The sequence below is a fragment of the Enterococcus sp. DA9 genome, assembly GCF_008000875.1.
Classification (GTDB): Bacteria; Bacillota; Bacilli; order Lactobacillales; family Enterococcaceae; genus Enterococcus_B; species Enterococcus_B lactis.
In genome coordinates this window covers 2,337,720-2,361,196 of the sequence record NZ_CP042839.1, presented here as the reverse complement: position 1 = coordinate 2,361,196, position 23,477 = coordinate 2,337,720, and the positions used below count along the sequence as shown (strand labels likewise).

The 23,477-nt window shown below is 39.1% G+C and carries 20 protein-coding genes and 1 pseudogene; 18 read left to right on the top strand and 3 right to left on the bottom strand.

Going from position 1 to position 23,477, the window contains the following annotated elements; translation table 11 throughout:
• Positions 1-10: 10 nt before the first annotated feature.
• The 3 genes from msrA to lepB all read left to right on the top strand — a co-directional run bounded on the left by msrA (position 11) and on the right by lepB (position 1,454).
• Positions 11-529: a peptide-methionine (S)-S-oxide reductase MsrA gene (msrA, locus tag FTX43_RS12315; protein ID WP_002309572.1), complete on the top strand. Its 519-nt coding sequence runs from the start codon at positions 11-13 to the stop codon at positions 527-529.
• Positions 526-753: a YozE family protein gene (locus FTX43_RS12310; protein WP_002309571.1), complete on the top strand. Its 228-nt coding sequence runs from the start codon at positions 526-528 to the stop codon at positions 751-753. Before msrA ends, FTX43_RS12310 begins: the two co-directional genes overlap by 4 nt.
• A 149-nt stretch (positions 754-902) precedes the next feature.
• Entirely contained in the window at positions 903-1,454 is a 552-nt protein-coding gene (gene lepB / locus FTX43_RS12305) for a signal peptidase I (RefSeq protein WP_002313873.1), read from the top strand.
• An 87-nt stretch (positions 1,455-1,541) separates the two neighbouring features.
• Here the strand turns inward: lepB and FTX43_RS12300 are convergent, their stop codons facing one another.
• The gene (locus FTX43_RS12300) at positions 1,542-2,084 is read right to left on the bottom strand and encodes a folate family ECF transporter S component (protein WP_002313872.1); all 543 of its coding nucleotides are present in this window, start codon (positions 2,082-2,084) and stop codon (positions 1,542-1,544) included.
• A 235-nt stretch (positions 2,085-2,319) separates the two neighbouring features.
• Positions 2,320-2,718: a VOC family protein gene (locus FTX43_RS12295; protein WP_002309568.1), complete on the bottom strand. Its 399-nt coding sequence runs from the start codon at positions 2,716-2,718 to the stop codon at positions 2,320-2,322.
• Positions 2,719-2,978: 260 nt separating this feature from the next.
• On the opposite strand from FTX43_RS12295, the gene ylqF reads away from it, so the two are divergent.
• The 10 genes and pseudogenes from ylqF to FTX43_RS12245 all read left to right on the top strand — a co-directional run bounded on the left by ylqF (position 2,979) and on the right by FTX43_RS12245 (position 13,920).
• The gene (ylqF, locus tag FTX43_RS12290) at positions 2,979-3,839 is read left to right on the top strand and encodes a ribosome biogenesis GTPase YlqF (protein ID WP_002309567.1); all 861 of its coding nucleotides are present in this window, start codon (positions 2,979-2,981) and stop codon (positions 3,837-3,839) included.
• The gene (locus FTX43_RS12285; protein WP_002309565.1) at positions 3,832-4,599 is read left to right on the top strand and encodes a ribonuclease HII; all 768 of its coding nucleotides are present in this window, start codon (positions 3,832-3,834) and stop codon (positions 4,597-4,599) included. The genes ylqF and FTX43_RS12285 overlap by 8 nt, the downstream gene beginning before the upstream one ends.
• Positions 4,600-4,654: 55 nt before the next feature.
• Positions 4,655-5,512 (top strand): DNA-processing protein DprA, encoded by an 858-nt coding sequence (dprA, locus tag FTX43_RS12280; RefSeq protein WP_147607088.1) that lies wholly within the window; start codon positions 4,655-4,657, stop codon positions 5,510-5,512.
• Positions 5,513-5,633: 121 nt separating this feature from the next.
• Positions 5,634-7,712, top strand: a complete 2,079-nt coding sequence (gene topA, locus FTX43_RS12275) for a type I DNA topoisomerase (protein ID WP_002345057.1) — start codon at positions 5,634-5,636, stop codon at positions 7,710-7,712.
• Positions 7,681-9,056: pseudogene (trmFO, locus tag FTX43_RS12270) on the top strand (FADH(2)-oxidizing methylenetetrahydrofolate--tRNA-(uracil(54)-C(5))-methyltransferase TrmFO). The gene topA and the pseudogene trmFO overlap by 32 nt, the downstream one beginning before the upstream one ends.
• 197 nt (positions 9,057-9,253) lie before the next feature.
• Positions 9,254-10,159 (top strand): tyrosine recombinase XerC, encoded by a 906-nt coding sequence (gene xerC, locus FTX43_RS12265; RefSeq protein ID WP_002313869.1) that lies wholly within the window; start codon positions 9,254-9,256, stop codon positions 10,157-10,159.
• Positions 10,160-10,194: 35 nt separating this feature from the next.
• Positions 10,195-10,743 carry an HslVU peptidase proteolytic subunit gene (hslV, locus tag FTX43_RS12260; protein ID WP_002290221.1) on the top strand — a complete coding sequence of 183 codons (549 nt, stop codon included), beginning with the start codon at positions 10,195-10,197 and terminating at the stop codon, positions 10,741-10,743.
• Between the two features lie 13 nt (positions 10,744-10,756).
• A complete protein-coding gene (hslU, locus tag FTX43_RS12255; RefSeq protein ID WP_002313868.1) occupies positions 10,757-12,157 on the top strand; it encodes an ATP-dependent protease ATPase subunit HslU in 1,401 nt (466 codons plus the stop codon).
• A 15-nt stretch (positions 12,158-12,172) separates the two neighbouring features.
• On the top strand, positions 12,173-12,964 hold the full coding sequence (gene codY, locus FTX43_RS12250) for a GTP-sensing pleiotropic transcriptional regulator CodY (protein WP_002309554.1): 792 nt from the start codon (positions 12,173-12,175) through the stop codon (positions 12,962-12,964).
• Between the two features lie 80 nt (positions 12,965-13,044).
• Positions 13,045-13,920, top strand: coding sequence for an aldose 1-epimerase family protein (locus FTX43_RS12245; protein WP_002309552.1), 876 nt, complete (start codon positions 13,045-13,047; stop codon positions 13,918-13,920).
• Positions 13,921-14,063: 143 nt separating this feature from the next.
• On the opposite strand, the gene plsY is transcribed toward FTX43_RS12245, so the two are convergent.
• Positions 14,064-14,702: a glycerol-3-phosphate 1-O-acyltransferase PlsY gene (plsY, locus tag FTX43_RS12240; protein ID WP_002309550.1), complete on the bottom strand. Its 639-nt coding sequence runs from the start codon at positions 14,700-14,702 to the stop codon at positions 14,064-14,066.
• A 126-nt stretch (positions 14,703-14,828) separates the two neighbouring features.
• Between plsY and FTX43_RS12235 the strand changes: the two genes are divergently transcribed.
• From FTX43_RS12235 to pflA, 5 genes are all read left to right on the top strand, one after another.
• Positions 14,829-15,263 (top strand): CoA-binding protein, encoded by a 435-nt coding sequence (locus FTX43_RS12235; protein ID WP_002309549.1) that lies wholly within the window; start codon positions 14,829-14,831, stop codon positions 15,261-15,263.
• Positions 15,264-15,428: 165 nt separating this feature from the next.
• On the top strand, positions 15,429-17,474 hold the full coding sequence (gene parE / locus FTX43_RS12230; RefSeq protein WP_080491758.1) for a DNA topoisomerase IV subunit B: 2,046 nt from the start codon (positions 15,429-15,431) through the stop codon (positions 17,472-17,474).
• A gap of 11 nt (positions 17,475-17,485) precedes the next feature.
• Positions 17,486-19,936, top strand: coding sequence for a DNA topoisomerase IV subunit A (gene parC / locus FTX43_RS12225; protein ID WP_002316184.1), 2,451 nt, complete (start codon positions 17,486-17,488; stop codon positions 19,934-19,936).
• 276 nt (positions 19,937-20,212) lie between these two features.
• Positions 20,213-22,444, top strand: coding sequence for a formate C-acetyltransferase (gene pflB / locus FTX43_RS12220; RefSeq protein ID WP_002309546.1), 2,232 nt, complete (start codon positions 20,213-20,215; stop codon positions 22,442-22,444).
• A gap of 243 nt (positions 22,445-22,687) precedes the next feature.
• A complete protein-coding gene (pflA, locus tag FTX43_RS12215; protein ID WP_002309545.1) occupies positions 22,688-23,449 on the top strand; it encodes a pyruvate formate-lyase-activating protein in 762 nt (253 codons plus the stop codon).
• Positions 23,450-23,477 lie beyond the last annotated feature (28 nt).

Below are 23,477 nucleotides of genomic sequence, written 5' to 3'. Positions count from 1 at the left end.
AGGAATAATAATGGAACGAGCAATATTTGCAGGAGGCTGCTTCTGGTGTATGATCCAACCTTTCGATACGCTTCCGGGTATTCATACAGTGATGTCAGGATATACTGGAGGACACGTACCAGATCCAACTTATGAACAAGTAAAAAGCCAAACGACTGGACATACGGAAGCAGTGGAGATTATCTATGATCCAACATTGATTTCATATGAACAGTTAGTAGAACTTTACTGGCAGCAAACGGATCCGACTGATGCTTTCGGACAATTTGAGGATCGCGGCGACAATTATCGTCCGGTCATCTTTTATTTGACAGAAGAACAACGGATCATTGCTGAAAATAGTAAGAAACAATTAGCTGAAAGTGGACGTTTCGAACAGCCAATCGTTACGAAAATCGAACCAGCCCAACCATTTTATCTAGCAGAAGAAGACCATCAAGAGTATTATAAAAAGCATCCTGAAAATTTTAAAAGAAACCATGCACGCCGGGCTGCCTTTATTGAAGAAAATTGGAGGAACGAAGGGTGAATCGAAGCTTTTTTCACTATTTAATGACACTGCGAGGCGGTGGTGCACATGATACTTTATCTATTTTTGCTACAGAAGCCGGTAAAGATATCCAATTCCCTAAGCACAGCTCTAGCTACGAAGAAATTTCTAGTTATCTAGAATTGAATGTCGACTATTTGCCATCCATGGATATTTTTGACGAAGCTTGGGAAAAATATTTAGAGAACAATCATGACTTATAAAAATTGGCTTTCCATTTATGATCCAAGCGCTTTTTGTCCAACAGCTTGATAGAAAGAATTATTTTTATTTCAGCTATCTAGTCGCATTTTTTTGATATTTTTCTTATAATAAAGAAAGAAGGAAAAAACGAGGGATGGATTGATAGAGATTGACAAAAAAACAACGCTATATTGATCGCTTCTGGCTTATATTCAAATACTTACTTGTTTCTGGATTCATTGCGTTCATGTTGCGGGGATTTTTGTTCATCCCTGTACCAGTAGAAGGCAATTCAATGGAAAATGTGTTGAAACAAGGCGATATGGTTGTGATGGAAAAATTTTCGGAGATCAGACGATTTGATATTGTTGTTTTTCAATTAGCAGATGGGACGATTTATATCAAACGAGTGATTGGGCTTCCAGGAGAAAATGTTAGCTACCAAAATGATCAATTGAAGATCAATGGAAAAGTAGTGAAGGAGCCTTATCTAACTAAAAACATAAAGTCAGATCATGCAAATGCATCCTATACGACGGACTTCACACTACAAGAACTGACGGGACAATCGAAGCTTCCCGAAGATAGTTATTTTGTACTTGGAGATAATCGAAGAGTTTCAAAAGATAGCCGCTCATTTGGTACGATCAATAAAACGGATATTTTAGGCAAAGCAAGATTCGTTTATTATCCGCTTGATGAAATAAAATGGATTCAGTGAGAAACAATAAAGAGGTTGTGACCATTCTTTTGTCACAACCTCTTTATCGTATGGTCCAAAATCAGCATATTACCTTAGTACATAAAATCAAACAGCTCGTTTAAACACTTTTCTAGCCTCTAAAGCTTTGATAAATGAATAAACAACCGTTATTTGAATAGGGATCTGAATCATATTCCTGATAACCCTACCTAGAAAAATCACTTTGAAATCTGCACCAAACAAAACAGACATCAGCCAAGAATTGATAAAAAGGCTAACTGGAATCATAATCAATAGTTGGGCAGCGATGACGGAAAGCAGGTTTATCTTTTTATGATATAAAAATAAGCCATTGATAAACCCACCAAGGAATGCTGTGATAAGAAAAGCAACTTGAAACGTACCTGAACCAAATATTGTGAAATTCAAAGTGTTCGACAACGTTTCAAGCAAACCAGCCCAGATCGGCCCATATAGATAACCCATAAGTGCCATACTTAAAAATCCGAATGTGACTTGAAAATAAGCAGGACCAATCGCTATCTTGTATAAGATGACATCAAGAGCTAATAAAAGGGCAGAAGTCGATAACAATCTTGCATTCATTTCGGGCAATCTAAAAACGTCTTTTGCAATCAAAGTGTTCAAAATATTCTCTCCTTTGTCAGTTAATAAGAAAAGGATACCATAAAATCGCCAAGGTGTCATGACACCTTGGCGATTTACAAAAATAACCATCCAACAACTAATAAAATGAGAAGAAGACTGCTTTTATAAACTGTAAAAAAGGCAATTGTACGATCGAAAAAATAGAGGTGGAGAATACTTATCGCATCATCCATCTCTATTTTTTTGTTATAAAAACGTCAGTTTCGTTATCTGCTTACATCTTCATCCATACGGGTTCTAATGTGTTTCCATCCAAATCTTGGACTTCTAATGAAAACATTTCTTCTTCAGGTATTCCCATATCGACTTCGTGGAAAGCACCACCATTTTCTTTTGCAATTTGAGCGAATTTTTTTACTTTATCCGCGTTGTCCATACTAAACGAAATCAAAGCGCCACTTGTTTTTTTATTATCGGCTATTTCTTTATCTTTTATAAATTTTTTATAAAAATCATGAGAGAGGAGCATCACCCAAAAAGTGTCATCCCACACCATTGAACTAGCTTCTTCAGTAGAGAATTCTTCGTTTTTTTTAAACCCAAGCTTTTCATAAAAAGCAACGGAACGATTGACATCGGCAACAGGAAAATTAACAAAAACCATACTATTCATTTGTTTCGTCTCCTTTCTGCATTGTTCGTCTATCATCTCTTATTTAGGAAGCGCTGTCAAAAAATCAGACTCGTATACAGAAATCAAAATAAAAAATTTACATCATCAAAAAAGAGAAGATGTGATAGAATGAGGACTGGTTCACTTTCACTTAACTAATAGATAGGATTTTTTATAATAGAAAAAAGTGAATATATATTGAAAAATAAAAAACAAGTAAAGTCGGAGAATATTCCGATATGAAAGGAATGGAGAGAACAATGACCATCCAATGGTTTCCAGGACACATGGCAAAAGCCCGACGAGAAGTTTCTGAAAAAATGAAATATGTGGACATCGTATTTGAATTGGTAGATGCACGTTTACCTTTATCTTCTCGTAATCCAATGTTAGATCAGATCATTCAGCAAAAGCCTCGGCTTGTTTTGTTGAATAAAGCGGATCTGGCAGATCCACAACAGACAAAGCTGTGGCAAGAATATTTTCGTAAGCAAGGCCACCTTGCGTTAGCTATCACGGCACAAGAAAGTAAAGGAATCAAAGGGCTAGTACCTGCAGCTAAAGAAGCGTTGAAAGAAAAACGAGCAAGAGACGCTGCTCGTGGGATCAAGCCTCGCGCTATTCGGGCAATGGTATTGGGTATTCCGAATGTTGGAAAGTCTACGTTGATGAATCGACTAGTAGGCAAAAAAATTGCTCAGACAGGAAATAAACCAGGTGTAACAAAAGGTCAGCAGTGGCTTCGTTTGGGTAACGAGTTGGAACTGTTAGACACACCAGGGATTTTATGGCCCAAATTTGAAGATGAAGAAATCGGCAAAAAACTAGCGCTGACAGGCGCCATCAAAGACCAACTTGTCCATTTAGATGATTTGGCGATTTACGGATTGGACTTTTTTGCCCGATATTATTCAGGAAGAATCAGCGATCGTTATGGTTTGCCAATCGAGCAAGAAGAAAAATTGGCACCGGAATTGCTGATGGATATCACAGCAAAACGTGGGTATAAAGAAGACTATGATCGCGGTAGCGAATTAGTCGTGCATGATATCCGTCAAGGAAAACTTGGTCGATACACATTGGATCGTTGCGAAGAAATGGAGCAAAAAAGCGATGACTGAATCCATCCAAAGTATCAAAGAACGATTGAAAAGCATACAGAGAATAGATGATCCTACACTAGAATCATTGAGGAACGATCCACGCAAAGGCGTACAGCAAGCGCTAGTTTCTTTTGAACGACGATTGAAAAAAGAGGCATTGATCAAGGAAAAATATGAAGAAATGTTTTGCTTTGAAAAACAAGGGTACGCACAAGGTCACCAATGGATTGCCGGCATTGATGAAGTAGGAAGAGGACCGTTAGCTGGACCTGTCGTGGCAGCTGCAGTTATCTTGCCGAAAAATGAGATCATATTAGGGCTGAATGATTCAAAACAGTTATCAGAGAAAAAACGAGAACTTCTTTCTCAACAAATTCAAGAAAAAGCTTTGGCCATCGGGATCGGAATCATTGATCAGCAGACAATCGATGAAGTGAATATTTATGAAGCAAGTAAATTGGCGATGATCCAAGCAGTAGAAAACTTGTCTATTGCACCAAGCTATTTGTTGATCGATGCGATGACCTTGGATTTGTCTATACAGCAGGAAAAAATAATCAAAGGGGATGCACGATCTGTGTCGATTGCGGCTGCAAGTATCATTGCTAAAGTATATCGAGACCAATTGATGAAAGAATATGACGTGCTTTATCCTGGGTATGGTTTCTCGCATAATGCAGGCTATGGAACAAAGGAACATTTAGAAGGACTTGAAAGACAAGGGATTACGCCAATCCATCGCAAAAGTTTTGCACCTGTAAAAAAATATTTACAATAAAAAACAGCCGCTTTTACGTATCTTATTAGAAAGAGAGACGAAAGGCGGTTTTATGATGTATCAAATAGAAGAGAATTTATTGAAACTTGCTTATGCAAAAGGAATTAGTAGCCAAGGGAAATGGACACTTGCTAACTGGATGATGCAGTATCCTTACAAAGAAATCGGATTTGAAGACGTCGTTAAGATAGGAAAAATCACCGCACATCGGGAGCTGTTCCGTACAAGTTGGCATGAAATTCACGATAATTGGGGCAAAATCCAATTGAAACAGTCGTTTATTACTTGCTTTGATCCCAACTATCCCCCTCAGTTGCTTCACTTGACCTATCCGCCAATTGTCCTGTTTTACAGTGGTGACCTATCTTTACTTTCTTGTAATATGTTAAGCGTTGTTGGTGGAAGACGTACTTCTGCTTTAGCCAAAAAAACAGTGTATTATTTACTAAAACCAGTGGTTGAAGCTGGATATGTAATCGTCAGTGGCTGCGCGAAAGGGATAGATACCTACAGTCACCAAGCAGCAATCTCTCATGGTGGACGGACAATCGCGGTCATTGGAACAGGGATAGAGCAAGTCTATCCTGCTGAAAATCGTGACCTGCAAGAGGTGATTGCAAATGATCATCTTCTTTTGAGTGAATATCCTCCTCAATCCGGCCCGAAAAAGCATCGTTTTCCAATGAGAAATCGTATTATCGCAGCTTTGTCTAAAAGAACATGTGTCTTTGAAGCCAAGAAAAAAAGCGGCTCTCTGATAACAGCCCAGCAAGCATTGGATCTTGGAAGAACAGTTTTTTCTGTTCCAGGAAATATTTTAACAGAACATTCTGCCGGATGTCATCATTTGATCCAAGACGGTGCAGTTTGCACGGTTTCGGGTGAAGATATCTTGGCAGAATTTAAAGAATAACACCATACTTTTCATTTGCTTTTCTTGACAAACGTTTTCTGAATGGATATGATTAGCTACGATTTGTATGAATCCTCTTTTAATAGTAGGAACACGACAATGGAAAGGAGTCCATTCAGTAATGGCGTATAAATATTTAGTGATTGTAGAATCACCTGCAAAAGCCAAGACGATTGAGAAATATCTTGGACGAAACTATAAAGTAATGGCCAGTGTTGGTCATATAAGAGATTTACCGAAAAGTAAAATGGGTATCGATTTTGAAAACAATTATGAACCCCATTATATTTCTATACGCGGAAAAGGCGATGTCATCAAAAGCCTGAAAGCCGCAGCAAAAAAAGCTCAAAAAGTTTACTTGGCAAGTGACCCGGATAGAGAAGGAGAAGCAATTGCTTGGCATTTAGCGTACCTACTTGGGTTGGATCTGAAAGAAAAAAATCGGGTGGTCTTCAATGAAATCACAAAAGATGCAGTCAAAGCAGCCTTTAAGGAACCAAGAACGATCGATGTAGATTTAGTAGATGCACAGCAAGCTCGTCGTACCTTAGACAGAATCGTTGGTTATTCGATCAGCCCTATTCTTTGGCGCAAAGTCAAGAAAGGGTTAAGTGCAGGACGTGTCCAATCTGTCGCTTTAAAAATTATTATTGACCGTGAAAAAGAGATTCGAGAATTTGTTCCAGAAGAATATTGGAGCATCGACGGTAATTTTAAAAAAGCTCGCAAGAAATTCAAAGCAAATTTCTGGGGAATCGACGGTAAGAAAAAGAAGTTACCAGATGCACAAAGTGTAAAAGAAGTCACTGCTAGAATTGATGGAACAGACTTCGAAGTAAAAAAAGTAGAAAAGAAAGAGCGCAAAAGAAACCCTGCGAATCCTTTCACTACAAGTAGCCTGCAACAGGAAGCTGCCCGTAAATTAAACTTTCGAACAAGAAAAACCATGATGGTAGCACAACAATTATATGAAGGAATCACTTTGGGTAAACAAGGAACAGTCGGCTTGATTACATACATGCGTACTGATTCTACCCGGATTGCCGATACAGCAAAAGCAGAGGCCGCAGCATTTATTGAAGATACGTATGGAAAAGAATTTTCTAGACATGATCACCGAAAGATCAAAAATGCTCAAGGCGCACAAGATGCCCATGAAGCTGTGCGTCCAACGAGTGTGCTTCGTACACCAGAAGAACTCAAACAATATTTAGATAAAGATCAATTGAAACTTTATACATTGATCTGGTCACGTTTTGTGGCTAGTCAGATGACGCCGGCTATTTTAGATACAATGAAAGTAACATTAGAACAAAATGGTGTGATCTTCATTGCGAACGGTTCAAAAATCAAATTCAAAGGATTCATGCAAGTGTATGTGGAAGGTAGAGACGACGGCAAAGAAGAGAAAGAAAATATTCTTCCAGAACTTGAAGAAGGCGATGTCGTCCAATCTGTTGATATTGAACCAAAACAGCATTTTACTCAACCACCTGCACGTTTCAGTGAGGCTACGTTGATTCGTGCACTAGAAGAAAACGGGGTAGGGCGACCTTCCACTTATGCACCAACACTTGATACGATCCAAAGACGCTACTATGTAAAATTGACACAAAAAAGATTTGAGCCGACAGAATTAGGAGAGATTGTCAATTCGCTGATCTGTGAATTTTTCCCTCAAATCGTCGATGTCCATTTCACAGCAGAAATGGAAGGAGATTTGGATAAAATCGAAGAAGGCACGGAAGCGTGGGTCAAAGTAGTCGATCGTTTCTATAAACCGTTTGAAAAAGAACTGACGAATGCGGAAGAAAAAATCGAAAAAATCCAAATCAAAGATGAACCAGCAGGATTCGATTGTGATGTCTGTGGACATCCGATGGTGATAAAATTAGGGAAATACGGGAAGTTTTATGCTTGTAGCAATTTTCCTGATTGTCGGAATACCAAACCAATCGTAAAAGAAATCGGTGTGACTTGTCCAGTATGTCATGAAGGGCAAGTTATCGAACGAAAATCTAAGAAAAACAGACTGTTCTACGGTTGTTCTCGTTTTCCAGAATGTGAATTCACTTCTTGGGATAAACCAGTGGGCAGAAATTGTCCAAAATGTGATGGATATCTGGTTGAGAAGAAAGTCAAAGGTGGCAAACAAGTAGTCTGTGTAAATGGAGACTACGAAGAAGACATCCAAAAATAATAGAAAAGAGGTTCTTTCATTGAAAATGGTAAATGTTGTTGGAGCAGGACTTGCCGGAAGTGAAGCTGCTTGGCAGATCGCACAAGCAGGAGTACCTGTCCGTTTATATGAAATGCGTCCAGTCAAATCGACTGAGGCGCATCACACAAGTAATTTTGCTGAACTAGTATGTTCCAATTCACTAAGAGGAAATAGTTTGGCTAACGCAGTAGGATTATTGAAAGAAGAAATGCGACGATTGAATTCAGTAGTAATCACTTCGGCAGATGAAACAGCAGTGCCAGCTGGTGGTGCTTTAGCTGTTGACCGAGATTCTTTTTCTGAAACGATTACTCGAAAAGTCAAAGAGCATCCATTAGTAACAGTGATAAACGAAGAAATTACTGAAATACCAGAAGGAATCACCGTAGTAGCAACAGGACCGTTGACTTCTCATCCATTGGCAGAAAGTATCAAAGCATTCAATGGTTCAGATGGTTTTTATTTCTACGATGCAGCTGCACCGATCGTAGACAAAGCTACGATCGATATGGATAAAGTATATTTGAAGTCCCGCTATGACAAAGGAGAAGCAGCTTACTTGAACTGTCCGATGACAGAAGAGGAATTCAAAGCTTTCCATGAGGCACTAATCAATGCCGAAGTGGCAGAACTTAAATCTTTTGAAAAAGAAAAATATTTTGAAGGATGTATGCCAATCGAAGTAATGGCACAGCGTGGTTTCAAAACAATGCTTTTTGGTCCTATGAAACCAGTTGGGCTGGAAGATCCTAAAACTGGCAAACGTCCTTATGCTGTTATCCAGCTACGTCAAGACAATGCTGCAGCTTCTTTATACAACATCGTGGGCTTCCAAACTCACTTGAAATGGGGCGAGCAAAAACGTGTTTTCCGGATGATTCCTGGATTGGAAAATGCTGAATTCGTTCGCTATGGTGTTATGCACCGAAATAGCTTTATGAATTCGCCAGAATTACTGAAACCGACGTATCAATCAACGAAACGCGAAGATTTGTTCTTTGCAGGTCAAATGACTGGTGTAGAAGGCTATGTTGAAAGTGCAGCAAGTGGATTACTTGCTGGAATCAATGCGGCACGCTTAGCAAAAGAAATGGAACCAGTCGAGTTTCCACAAGAAACAGCTATTGGAAGCATGGCTTATTACATTACTCATGCGGAAGGAAAACATTTCCAACCAATGAATGCCAACTACGGTCTATTTCCTGAATTGCCGGAACGCATTCGAGACAAAAAAGCAAGATATGAAGCAATTGCCCAACGTGCTTTAAAAGCTAATGAGACAATAAAAAAAGAATTAGAAAAACAGCAGTCCCAAATGAGTGAGCAAACTCGATGAAGAGGGTGAGACGGATAGTCTCGCTCTTTTTCTTGCGTTTTCCTTAAGGATTTCTCAAACAAAATGTGAGGAATTGCATTAATTGTGAACAAACTTAGAAATATTGGTTAAATTCTGACAATTTATTTGTCTTTTTGTAGACGCTGTGCTAAATTATTCTCTGGGACAAAAGGAAGGTGAGAAAATGACGGAAGCCACGTGGGAACAAAAATTTTTGCGTTATTTGATTGTCGAAAGAGGATATTCAGAAAAAACGAAAGAAGCATATGAAGAAGATATTCTCCATTTTAAACATTTCTTGGAGGAATCTGGAGACGCTGATCTGCTGAAGGCGGAATACTTTACGGTTCGTGTCTATTTGAGTGCATTAGCTGATCATCGCCCCAGCTATAGCAGAAACTCTATCAGTCGCAAGATAGCTAGCCTACGTTCGTTTTATCAGTACCTTCTCAAAGAAGAAGTGATAAAAGAAAATCCATTTTCTTACGTTCATCTCAAAAAGAAAAATTTGAGATTGCCACGCTTTTTTTATGAAAATGAAATGCAAGCACTTTTTGACAGCGTAGCAGGAGACAGTCCTCTAGATTTGAGGAACCGCGCTTTGCTGGAAGTCCTTTACGGATCTGGTATCCGTTTAAGCGAGTGTAGTAATCTGTTGGTATCAGACATTGATTTTGATTCAGAGGTCATGTTGATTCATGGTAAAGGAAACAAGGAGAGATACGCGCCGCTAGGTTCTTTTGCCCAAGATGCTCTACAAGAATATTTCACAGAAGGCCGTCAGGTATTGATGACAAAATACCACGAAGAGCATGATATTGTTTTTGTGAATCATCATGGAAAACCAATCACGCCTACTGGTATTGAATATGTCTTGAATCAGATCATCAAAAAAAGCAGCTTGGATAGCGATATCCATCCCCACATGCTGCGCCATACATTCGCCACTCATTTATTAAATAATGGGGCAGATTTGCGGACAGTCCAAGAATTGTTAGGACATGCCAATTTATCAACTACCCAGATCTATGCCCATGTAACAAAAGAAAGTCTACAAAAAAACTATCGTTCATTCCATCCAAGAGCGTAAAATAAGGAAAAGAACAAATTTAGGAGGAAACAAACATGGTCGAATCACCATTTCATTCAACCACAATCTGTGCTGTCGAAAAAGACGGAAAATTTGCCATGGCTGGAGATGGCCAAGTAACAATGGGTGAATCTGTTGTCATGAAAGGTACAGCAAAGAAAGTACGACGTATCTACAATGGAGAGGTTGTTGTAGGTTTCGCCGGAAGTGTCGCAGATGCGTTTACTTTAGAAGAAAAATTTGAAGGCAAATTGAACGAATACAATGGAAATCTGCAACGTGCGGCTGTTGAATTAGCTCAAGAATGGCGGACACAGCAATCTATGCAAAAACTTGAAGCGATGCTGATCGTAATGAATGAGAAAGAAATGCTTCTTGTTTCAGGTACAGGAGAAGTGATTACGCCAGATGATGGCATCTTAGCTATCGGATCAGGCGGGAATTTTGCATTGGCCGCAGCCCGAGCAATGAAAAATTATGCTCAAAATGACATGAGTGCGAAAGAAATTGCAGAAAATGCGTTAAATATTGCCGCAGACATCTGTATCTTTACTAATCATAATATTATCGTAGAAGAACTGTAAGAGGTGAGTAAATATGTATGAATTGAAACAAACACCAAGACAAATCGTAAGTGAATTAGACGAGTACATCGTAGGACAGCATGCAGCAAAAAAATCTGTTGCCGTCGCTTTGCGTAACCGCTACCGCCGTTTGCAGTTAGATGAAAAAATGCAACAAGATATTACACCCAAAAATATGCTGATGATCGGACCTACAGGGGTCGGTAAAACAGAAATCGCGCGACGCTTGGCCAAAATCGTCAATGCACCATTTGTCAAAGTCGAAGCAACAAAATTTACTGAAGTCGGTTATGTTGGAAGAGATGTAGAATCAATGGTCCGGGATTTAGTGGAAAATGCGATCCAAATCGTAGAAAAAGAGCAATACAGCCGTGTATACACAAGTGCTAAAAAAAATGCTGAAAAACGTTTGGTAAAAATCTTAGTGCCTGGTATAAAAAAAGAACAGAAACAATCCACTAATCAATTTGAACAAATGATGAATCTTTTTAATGCTAGTCAGCAAAACAATGCTGAACCACAAGAAGAAGTGACAGAAGATATTCGGATCAACCGCCGTACAATTTTGGAACAACTACAAAAGGGATTACTGGACAATCGTGAAGTAACCATTGAAGTCGAAGATCAAAAGAAACCTGCACCAATGATGAACAATGGATTGGAGCAAATGGGGATCGACCTAAATGAAACGTTAGGTGCTCTAACACCGAAGAAAAAAGTGGAACGGACGGTAACAGTCAAAGAAGCTTTAGAGTTATTAATCAAAGAAGAATCAGCAAAACTAGTCAAGGATGCTGATATCCATAGTGAGGCAATCAAATTAGCGGAAGAAAGTGGGATTATCTTTATCGATGAAATCGATAAGATTACTTCTAAATCACAGCAATCTGGAGAAGTATCCAGAGAAGGCGTCCAAAGAGACATATTGCCAATTGTCGAAGGTTCACAAGTAAACACAAAATACGGGATCATTCAAACAGATCACGTCCTATTCATTGCTTCAGGAGCTTTCCATTTGTCTAAACCAAGTGATCTAATTCCAGAACTTCAAGGACGCTTCCCAATACGGGTAGAATTAGATGATTTGACAGCTGAAGATTTTGTGAAAATTCTGACTGAACCGAATAATGCTTTGATAAAACAATATGTAGCATTGATTGGTACAGAAAATGTGTCAGTTACATTTACAAAAGAAGCAATTGAACGGATCGCTCAAATTGCTTTCGATGTCAATCGTGACACAGATAATATCGGTGCACGTAGACTGCACACTATTTTGGAAAAATTATTAGAAGACCTATTATTTGAAGCACCAGATATGCAAATGGGTGAAATAACGATCACAGAAGCATACGTTGATGACAAACTTGGCTCAATTGCGGCAAATGAAGATTTAAGTCGCTATATTTTATAAAATCGGAGGACGACAATGACAGACTTGCTAACGAAAACTCGCAAGATAAACACACTTTTGCAGCAAAAGAATACTTTTGACATGCAAGCAGATTTGCCTTACGATAAAATGGCTGTCACATTAGGTGGTATTCTTGACAGCAACACCTATATCATAGGAAGTGACGGAGTATTACTAGGTTACAATGAACGCCACGATGTGAATAATGAACGAATCAAAACAATGTTTGTTGAGAAACAATTTCCTGAATCTTACACTGATACAGTGGCACAGCTGATGAAAACTGAAGCTAATATCCCGATTACAAGTGATATCACTGCGTTTCCGGTAGAGTCAAGAGAAAAATACCCATTTGGTTTGACGACTGTCGTTCCAATCTTTGGAGCTGGCGAACGTCTGGGGACGATCATTTTGTCTCGCATGGAACAATCGTTTGCAGATGACGATCTCGTCTTAGCAGAATATGGAGCTACGGTTGTCGGTATGCAGATCCTTTATCAGAAGTCTCGAAGTATCGAAGCTGATGTACGGAGTGCGACGGCTGTTCAAATGGCAATCAACACATTGTCTTACAGCGAGTTAAAGGCTGTACAAGCCATTTTTGAAGCGTTGGATGGAGATGAAGGACGTTTGACTGCTTCTAATATCGCCGATAGCATCGGAATCACTCGTTCTGTGATCGTCAATGCTTTACGAAAATTGGAATCAGCTGGAATCATTGAATCTCGCTCGTTAGGCATGAAGGGAACTTATTTAAAAGTATTGAATTCCCGTTTTAAAGAAGAATTAGCAAAACATAGTTATTAGAAACAAGGGACTGGGGCGGATACAGATGTTTGCTCCAGCCTTCCCATTTTAAAAAGTAAGTCGAAGTTGGAGGAATGGCAATGACTGTTATTATTCAAAATGACCAGCTGATCGCTGAAATCGCTGAACACGGTGCGGAATTGATCAGTTTAAAATCAAAAGAACACGGTTTAGAGTATATCTGGCAAGGTGATCCAGCGTATTGGGGCAGACATGCACCAGTTTTATTCCCTTTTGTTGGACGTTTAAAAGATGACCAGTATGTTTACCAAGGGAAAACATATCAAATGGGACAACATGGATTTGCCCGAGATATGGATTTTGAAGTCATTGAACATGGACAAGAAATGGCTAGTTTCATCTTGCGGAGTACACCGGAGACATTAGAAAAATATCCTTTTGATTTTGAATTAGTGATTAGTTATGAATTAGGAGGAGACGGTATCACGGTCCATTACCAAGTAGCAAATACAGGTGAAGAAGAAATGTTCTTTTCTATCGGTGGACATCCTGCTTTCAATGTACCTCTTGAAGAAGGATTGTCATTCGAAGACTTTTATCTAGCATTTTCTCCATTGAAATCAAGATTACGCCTACCTTTAAAAGGCCCATTCATTGATATGGAACAAAAGACGTTAGGACAGACAAATACGAATCTGGCTTTGAATCGTGAACTTTTTGATCAAGATGCATTGGTTTTTGAAACAAGAGGACTAAATGCGTACGCCATTCGGAGTGAAAAATCTTACCATAGCATAACTTTAAGCTACAAAGATATGCCTTATGTAGGAATCTGGTCTCCTTATCCAAAAGAAGCCCCTTTCGTGTGTATCGAACCATGGTGTGGAATTGCTGACACGGTGAATAGCAGTGGAAACTTGATGGAAAAAGTAGGAATCAATCAACTAGGTGCCCATGAAATCTTCAAGACAAAATATTCGATCACAGTGAAGTAAGAGGGTGTAAAAAGCTATTCTACATCAAGTAATAAGAGGTTGTGACAGAAGTGGTCAGCTTCTGGAATACCGTTTGTTCGAAAAAAGGGAGTGTGACAAATCCATGTCACACTCCTGTTTTATCTCTTTGGACTGAAAAAATGTCAGGATTTTTTCTTGCTGCTGTTCAAACCAAATGGGATTCGACTTTCCGTATGGTTTCTGATACGCTTGATATTGTCTTTATGACGATAGAAGATAAAGGAAGAGACTAAAAAGGCAATGATCGTCAGCAACCAATTGGGCTTAGCCAAAATCACAGGAGCTACATAAGGAAGGACGATCGTGGAGAAAGTGATCAACGCTGCACTGATCATACTGCTCAAACTCACCATACTTGTACAAAATAGACTAACGATAAAAATGATACAGGAATAAACAAAAAATACAGGATTAAATCCTAAAAGCATTCCTGCACTTGTCGCAACAGCTTTTCCTCCTTTAAACCCAGCAAATATCGGAAATGTATGACCAAGAATCGCACATACCCCAAACCAAAGAGGGTTAATCCCAGAAAGGTGAAAAATCATCGGCAGACAAGTAGCCAATGTACCCTTTAAAATATCCATAAGAAGGACAACAATCCCGGCGGTTTTGCCTAATACCCGAAATGTATTGGTGGTTCCAGTATTACCGCTCCCATGTTGCCGGATATCTTTTTTGAAAAACAATTTGCCAATCCAGACGCCGGAAGGAATAGAACCTAAAAGATATGCTAAAATAAGTAATAAGATCAATTTCATTTTTTACCCTCTCTCAAGTTGAAAACTATCCTTTATTTTAGCATGAATAGGTAACAGGAACAATTGAAAAAATGAAAGATAGAAGTATAATAGATGAAATAAAAAGAAAAGCAAGGGGTGACAGAAATGTCTATAAAAAATCCAACACAAGAAACGATTTTTAACTATTTGAAAGAAGCAAAAAATATTGCCATCGTAGGCTTGAGCAATAAACCAGAGCGAACAAGTTACATGGTTGCACAGGTATTGCAAGACAATGGATATAAAATCATACCAGTAAATCCATTATTGGCTGGTGAAGAAATTCTAGGAGAGAAAGTCTATGCAAATTTAACAGAAATCGATGATTCAATCGATATCGTAGATGTATTTAGACGGAGCGAATTTTTACCTGAAGTAGCAGCTGATTTTTTGAAAACCGATGCTAAAGTGTTTTGGGCACAACTAGGGATCGAAAACGAAGAAGCAGATGAGATGCTAAGAAAAGCAGGACGCACAGACGTCGTAATGGATCGCTGTATCAAGATTGAACTTGGTAAGTTGAAAGAAAACCAAAAATAAAAATGACCACAAAGAAGAGATGATCGATAGAGAGGAATGTCGAAAAAGCGGTTAGGAGATAATTAAAATTGATTTCTCATCTAACCTCTTTTTTTTCACGACCTTTTCTAGTATGATAATCGTGGTGCGGTTTTGCCGCAAAGTATTATTGAAGGAGCGTTTGCCTTGGCAAAAAAAGTAAACAACGAATATAATGACTCGTCCATCCAAGTATTGGAAGGATTAGAGGCAGTTAGAAAAAGACCAGGGATGTACATTGGATCCACTGACAGCCGAGGCTTGCATCATTTAGTCTATGAAATCGTCGATAATGCAGTTGATGAAGCATTATCAGGATATGGCAGTGAGATTGATGTGACCATCCATGAAGACAATAGTATAACTGTTGCAGATAGCGGACGTGGGATGCCTGTAGGGATGCATGCTTCCGGTATCCCAACAGTTGAAGTGATTTTTACTGTGCTGCATGCTGGCGGAAAGTTTGGTCAAGGAGGATACAAAACTTCTGGTGGGCTTCACGGTGTAGGAGCCAGTGTGGTAAATGCCTTATCGAAATGGCTGACTGTAACAATCGTTAGAGATGGCGTAGAGTATCAGCAGAAATTTAAAAACGGCGGTAAACCTGACGGTACGTTGAAAAAGATAGGAAAAACAAAAAAAGCAAATGGGACGATTGTCCATTTTTTACCAGACGATACAATATTCAGTACAACAAAATTTTCATATGAAATTTTAGCCGAACGGTTAAGAGAATCTGCCTTTCTTCTAAAAGGCGTTAAAATCTCACTTTCTGATCTTCGGGGAGAAGAACCAGTCAAGGAAGTTTTCCATTATGAAGAAGGAATCAAAGAATTTGTTGATTACCTGAATGAAGAAAAAGATACATTGACACCGGTCGTTTATTTTTCAGGAGAAAAAGAAGGTATCGAAGTAGAGGTCGCTTATCAATACAATGACGGGTATTCAGAAAATGTCTTATCTTTTGTCAATAATGTTCGAACAAAAGATGGTGGAACCCATGAAGCTGGAATGAAAGCGGCAATGACGAAATCTTATAACGAATATGCGAGAAAAGTCGGCTTGCTGAAAGAACGGGACAAGAATCTGGAAGGTAGTGATTTCAGAGAAGGATTAGCTGCTGTTCTCTCTATCCGTGTACCTGAAAATCTTCTGCAATTTGAAGGTCAAACGAAAGAAAAACTTGGTACGCCAGTTGCTCGAACCGTAGTAGATAACGTCATCAGTGAACAAATGGGCTTTTATTTGCAGGAAAATAGCGAAATGAGCCAGATGTTGGTCCGTAAAGCAATCAAAGCGAGAGAAGCGAGAGAAGCAGCTCGTAAAGCCAGAGAAGAAAGCCGAAATGGGAAGAAGCGTAAAAAAGGCGAATCTCTTCTTTCAGGAAAATTGACACCCGCACAATCCCGAAATCCTAAGAAAAATGAATTGTATTTAGTCGAAGGGGATTCTGCCGGCGGATCTGCTAAACAAGGAAGAGACAGAAAGTTCCAAGCAATTCTACCTTTACGAGGAAAAGTCATCAATACCGAAAAAGCAAAAATGCAAGATATCTTGAAAAATGAAGAAATCAATACGATGATCTATACGATTGGTGCAGGAGTCGGCCCTGAATTTTCTATCGAAGACTGTAATTACGACAAAGTAATCATCATGACCGATGCGGATACAGACGGCGCCCATATTCAAGTATTACTGCTTACTTTCTTTTATCGTTATATGAAACCGCTGATTGAAGCTGGAAAAGTATATATCGCGTTACCGCCTTTATATAAAGTATCCAAAGGACAAGGGAAGAAGCAAGTCATTGAATATGCGTGGACAGATGACGAATTGGCAGCAATGATTAAAAAAGTCGGCAAAGGATATATGCTACAGCGATATAAAGGACTTGGAGAGATGAATGCGGAACAATTGTGGGAAACAACGATGGATCCAACTTCCCGTACGTTGATTCGCGTCCGTATCGACGATGCTGCGCAAGCTGAGCGTCGAGTAACCACACTAATGGGTGACAAAGTAGAACCTCGAAGAAAATGGATCGAAAATCACGTACAATTTACGTTGGAAGAAGATGGCAGTATTTTAGATAAAAAAGAGGATACTGAAATCTCTCCTTCAGTTTCTAATGAATTATTAGATGAAGAACGAGCAGATAAAAACGAAGACAATCAGTTATTTGAAGTAGAATAGGAGGTCACCTGATGGAAAATCGACAAGAAGTACAAGAATTAACTTTAGAAGAAGTGATGGGTGACCGCTTCGGACGTTATTCCAAATATATTATCCAAGAACGTGCACTGCCTGATATCCGTGATGGATTGAAACCAGTGCAACGCCGGATATTATTTGCCATGAACAAAGATGGCAATACGTATGACAAAGGATTCCGTAAATCAGCAAAATCTGTCGGAAATATCATGGGGAATTATCATCCTCATGGTGACAGCAGTATTTATGAAGCGATGGTCCGCATGAGCCAAGATTGGAAGTTGCGGGAAGTACTGATCGAAATGCACGGGAATAATGGGAGTATGGACGGTGATCCACCTGCTGCGATGCGTTATACTGAAGCCAGATTATCCAAGTTAAGTGGAGAGATGCTAGCAGATATCGAAAAAGAAACAGTCGATCTCGTGTGGAATTTTGATGATACAGAAAAAGAACCAACAGTCCTTCCAGCTCGATACCCAAACCTTCTAGTCAATGGATCGACAGGTATATCTGCTGGATATGCGACAGAAATCCCGACTCATAACTTAGCTGAAGTGATCGACGGCACAATCTATATGATCGATCATCCACAAGCGAGCCTTGAAAAATTGATGGAATATATTCCTGGACCTGACTTTCCAACAGGAGGGATCTTGCAAGGGAAAGATGAAATCAAAAAAGCTTATGAAACAGGGCGAGGAAAAGTTATTCTTCGTTCGAAAACAAAGATAGAAGCAATGAAGGGCAATAAACAGCAAATCGTGATTACTGAAATCCCATATGAAGTAAATAAAGCGACGTTGGTGAAAAAAATGGATGAGATCCGTTTGAATAAGAAAATCGATGGAATAGCTGAAGTACGAGATGAAAGTGATCGAACTGGTCTGCAAATTGTCGTTGAATTGAAAAAAGATGCCAATGCTCAAGGAATTTTGAATTATTTGTTCAAAAACACTGAGCTACAGATCAATTACAATTTCAATATGGTCGCTATCGATCATATGACTCCGCACCAAGTTGGACTGAAAGACATTTTAAGAAGTTATATCGAGCATCGAAAGCAAGTCATAACAAAACGCAGCCAATTCGATTTAGCCAAAGCTCAAAAACGACAGCATATCGTGGAAGGCCTGATGAAAGCTTTATCGATTCTGGATGAAGTAATCGCAACGATTCGTGAAAGTAAAGACAAAAAAGATGCTAAAAAGAATTTAGTCGATGTTTTCCAATTTACAGAAGAACAAGCAGAAGCAATCGTCACATTGCAACTATACCGTTTGACGAACACAGATATCACAGAGCTTCAAAAGGAAGCCGAAAGCTTGATTGCACAAATCACAGAGTTGAATAAAATCCTTTCAAACGACAAAGAGCTTTTCTCTGTTATGAAAAAAGAATTGCGAGAAGTGAAAAAAAATTACTCTTCCGCTCGTCTGACGACAATCCAAGACGAAATCGAAGAAATCAAAATCGATACGCAAGTTTTAGTGGCGCAAGAAGACGTAATCGTCAGTGTGACGCGAGAAGGCTATGTGAAGCGAACAAGCCTTCGTTCTTATAGTGCTTCGAAACCAGAAGAAATCGGGATGCGAGAAGGCGATTACTTGCTGTACTCAGGTGAATTGAGCACATTGGACCATGTTCTTCTGATTACGAATAAAGCAAATGTGATCTACCGTCCTGTTCATGAACTACCCGATTTGAAATGGAAAGATGCTGGCGAACACATTTCTCAAACAATCTCCAATCTGTCTGTAGATGAATCGATCTTAGCTGTTTTCCCATATCAAAAAATCCAAGCAGAAAAAACATTTGTATTCATCAGCAAGAATGGATTGATCAAGCAAACACGAATGACAGAGTTCGAACCATGGCGCACCTATAAGAGCCGTCCGCTCAGCTGTATGAAGCTAAAGGCGGAAGAAGATGAACTTATTGCTGTATATCTGAAAGAAGATCAGCCAGGCTTAGATGTGTTCTTAGTAACGCATCAAGGAATGGGCTTGCGCTATCCTTTAACAGATGTTCCCGTTGTTGGAGCAAAGGCAGCTGGAGTGAAGTCTATGAATTTGAAAGATGGAGATAGGATTGTCAATGGGCTGCTTGTGTTAGCAGACGGAGATACGCCAATCGTAATCGTTACTCAGCGAGGAGCCGTGAAACGCATGCTTGCTCAAGAAATCAGCCAAACTTCACGTGCGAAGCGGGGAGTGACGGTCATGCGTGAGCTGAAAAAAAATCCGCACCGTATTATCTATATGTCGGAAGGAAGATCAAAAGAAATAACCTTGATGAATCAAAAAGGACAACAGATAACGATTGATCCAACGGATTTTCCTATAGGTGATCGAACATCGAATGGTTCGTTTGCTATGGACGAGAAAAAAGGTGGAGAAGTCATCGAAGTTATCGATGCTCCTGAGATTTTCATTGAATCATAACTGTTATGATATTTTAGTGAAGAGGGGCCATCTGTATTAATACAGATGGCCCCTCTTTTTCATTCATTTTTAATAAATCCTTATACGTTTGCAAAAAAAGATGAAAGTGTTCACAATGCTTAAATATTGGTAAATCAACGTTACTTGCAATATACATAGATAAAACATAAAAATTGTTAAATAAAAAACAAGAAAACCCTTGCAAAGATAAGGTGCTGTGTTATACTAATCACGTAAAAACTGTTACATAAAACAGAAATTTAGGAGGTCCATACAATGGAGCAATGGAATGGATTTAAAGGTACCAAATGGAAAGAAGGCGTAGACACTAGAGACTTTATTCAAAACAACTACACTGAATATCGCGGTGATGACAGCTTTTTGGAAGGTCCAACAGAAGCAACAGAAAAATTATGGGATGAATTGCAAAAGCTGAATGATATCCAATTCGAACGTAACGGTGTCTATGATATGGACACAGAAATCGTATCAACCATTACTTCCCACGATGCAGGCTATTTGGATAAAGATTTGGAAAAAATCGTCGGTCTACAGACAGACAAACCTTTGAAACAAGCATTCATGCCGTTCGGTGGAATCAATATGGCTAACAATGCGCTGAAAAGCAATGGCTATACACCAAACGATGAATTAACACATATTTTCACTGACTGGCGCAAAACACATAATCAAGGGGTGTTTGATGCTTATACTGCTGAAATGCGTGCAGCTCGTAAAAACAAAATCATTACAGGGCTTCCAGACGCTTACGGTCGTGGACGTATCATCGGCGACTATCGTCGTGTGGCATTGTATGGAATCGACTATTTGATGGAACAAAAGAAAAAAGATCATGATATGACTGGTTATCATACGATGAGTGAAGAAGTGATTCGTTTACGTGAAGAAATCACTGAACAATATCGTGCATTAGCACAAATGAAAGAAATGGCTGCAAAATACGGCTATGATATCTCTAAACCAGCTGCAAATGCAAAAGAAGCTGTCCAATGGTTATACTTCGGTTATTTAGCAGCAATCAAATCACAAAATGGCGCTGCGATGTCAATCGGACGTATCTCAGCATTCCTTGATATCTATATCCAACGTGATTTGGATAATGGAGTAATCACAGAAAAAGAAGCGCAAGAATTGATCGATCACTTAGTAATGAAATTACGTATGGTCAAATTCGCGCGTACACCTGAATACAACCAATTATTCTCAGGATTCCCTATCTGGGCTACTTTATCCATTGCTGGTATGGGCTTAGATGGTCGTTCATTAGTGACGAAGAATGATTTCCGTCTGCTTCACACATTGACAAATATGGGACCTTCACCAGAACCAAACTTGACTGTTTTGTACTCTGAACACCTTCCAGAAGGATTCAGAACATATGCGAGCCGAATCGCTATTGAAAGTTCTTCGATTCAGTTTGAAAATGACAATCAGCTTCGTGAACAATGGGGTTCTGATGATTGTGCGATTGCTTGCTGTGTATCAGGAACAGTTGTTGGAAAAGACATGCAGTTCTTTGGTGCTCGTGCTAACTTGGCTAAAACACTATTATATGCTATCAATGGCGGGGTCGATGAAGTGACTGGCGCCCAAGTTGGACCAGAATATCGTCCGATCACATCAGAAGTACTAGATTTTGAAGAAGTGAAACATAACTTCATGAATATGATGGATTGGTTAGCAGAACTATATGTCAATACGTTGAACATCATTCATTACATGCATGATAAGTATTCTTATGAAGCAGCTCAGCTTGCCTTGATGGATTCTGACTTGCAACGCACATTTGCTACAGGTATTGCTGGAATCTCTCATGCGGCAGACAGCTTGTCAGCCATCAAATATGCAAAAGTAAAAGCAATCCGTAATGAAAAAGGAATAGCAGTTGATTTTGAAGTAGATGGCGATTTCCCTAAATATGGAAATGATGATGACCGTGCAGATGAATTAGTTTCATGGATCTTGGAATACTTCATGGGACAAATCAAACGTCATAAAACTTACCGCAACTCAAAACCAACAACTTCATTATTGACGATTACTTCAAATGTTGTTTACGGTAAAAATACAGGAAATACTCCTGATGGCCGTGAAGCTGGAAAACCACTTGCGCCAGGAGCAAACCCAAGTTACAATGCAGAACAAAGTGGGTTATTAGCCAGCCTGAACTCAACAGCTAAAATGAATTACGGTTGTGCATTGGATGGAATTTCAAATACCCAAACAATCAATCCTTCTGGTCTTGGAAAAGAACAAGATACAAGAATCGAAAACTTGCGTAATGTCTTAGACGGATACTTCTCAAAAGGGGCTTATCATTTGAATGTCAATGTATTCAGTAATGATCTATTGCGTGATGCAATGGAAAATCCAATGAAATATCCGAACTTGACGATCCGGGTATCTGGTTATGCAGTTAAATTCCGTGACTTGACAAGAGAACAACAACTAGATGTCTTGATGAGAACTTCACACGACAGAATGTAAAAAAGTTTGTGAAACAGCCTTTCGACTCAGTGCCGAAAGATCGTTAGATATCCTTCGCATCATAATCGAATGATCAGTATGCTTATTTGAAAGACACGATTTACAGGGGCAGGACATGTATGTTCCGTCCCTGTAAATTTTACACATAACGAAGCGGTGATTGCGAAAAATTTTGTTCAAAAAGCTTCGCTTCGACAGCTAACTTGTACTTAAAATGAAATCAAAGAAAAGATGTGAATTTAAATGGAAGAAAAAACAATCGGCTATGTTCATTCTATCGAAACTTTCGGTTCAGTAGACGGTCCTGGACTGCGCTTTGTCGTGTTTATGCAAGGATGCCGCATGCGTTGCCAATTCTGTCACAATCCTGATACTTGGAATATTGGCGGAGGGAAAGAGTACTCAGCAGATGAACTTTTAGATAAGGCGGAACGCTTCAGACCTTACTGGGGAGATAAAGGTGGTATTACTGTTAGTGGTGGAGAGCCTCTATTGCAGATCGATTTTTTGATCGAACTATTTAAAAAAGCAAAAGAGCGGGAAATGCATACTACATTGGATACATGCGGAAAACCTTTTACGTATGAAGACCCCTTCTTCTCTCGTTTTCAAGAATTGATGAAGTATACAGACTTACTGTTATTTGATATCAAACACATCGATAATGAAGAGCATAAAAAACTAACGCATTGGGACAATGAAAATATTCTAGAAATGGCTCAATATTTGTCAAAAATTAACAAACCGGTTTGGATTCGCCATGTATTAGTTCCTGAGCGAAGTGATTATGATGAATATTTGATCCGACTAGACAACTTTATCCAAACCTTGTCCAATGTAGATAGAGTAGAGATCCTTCCTTATCATACGATGGGAAAATACAAGTGGGAAACACTTGGTTTGAAATATCCATTAGAAGGAATCGAACCACCTACAAAAGAACGTGTCGAAAATGCTAAACGATTGCTTCATACAGAGGAGTATACAAAATATTTAACGCGATAGAACGCATCGGAAAGAAGTTAAGTATTGC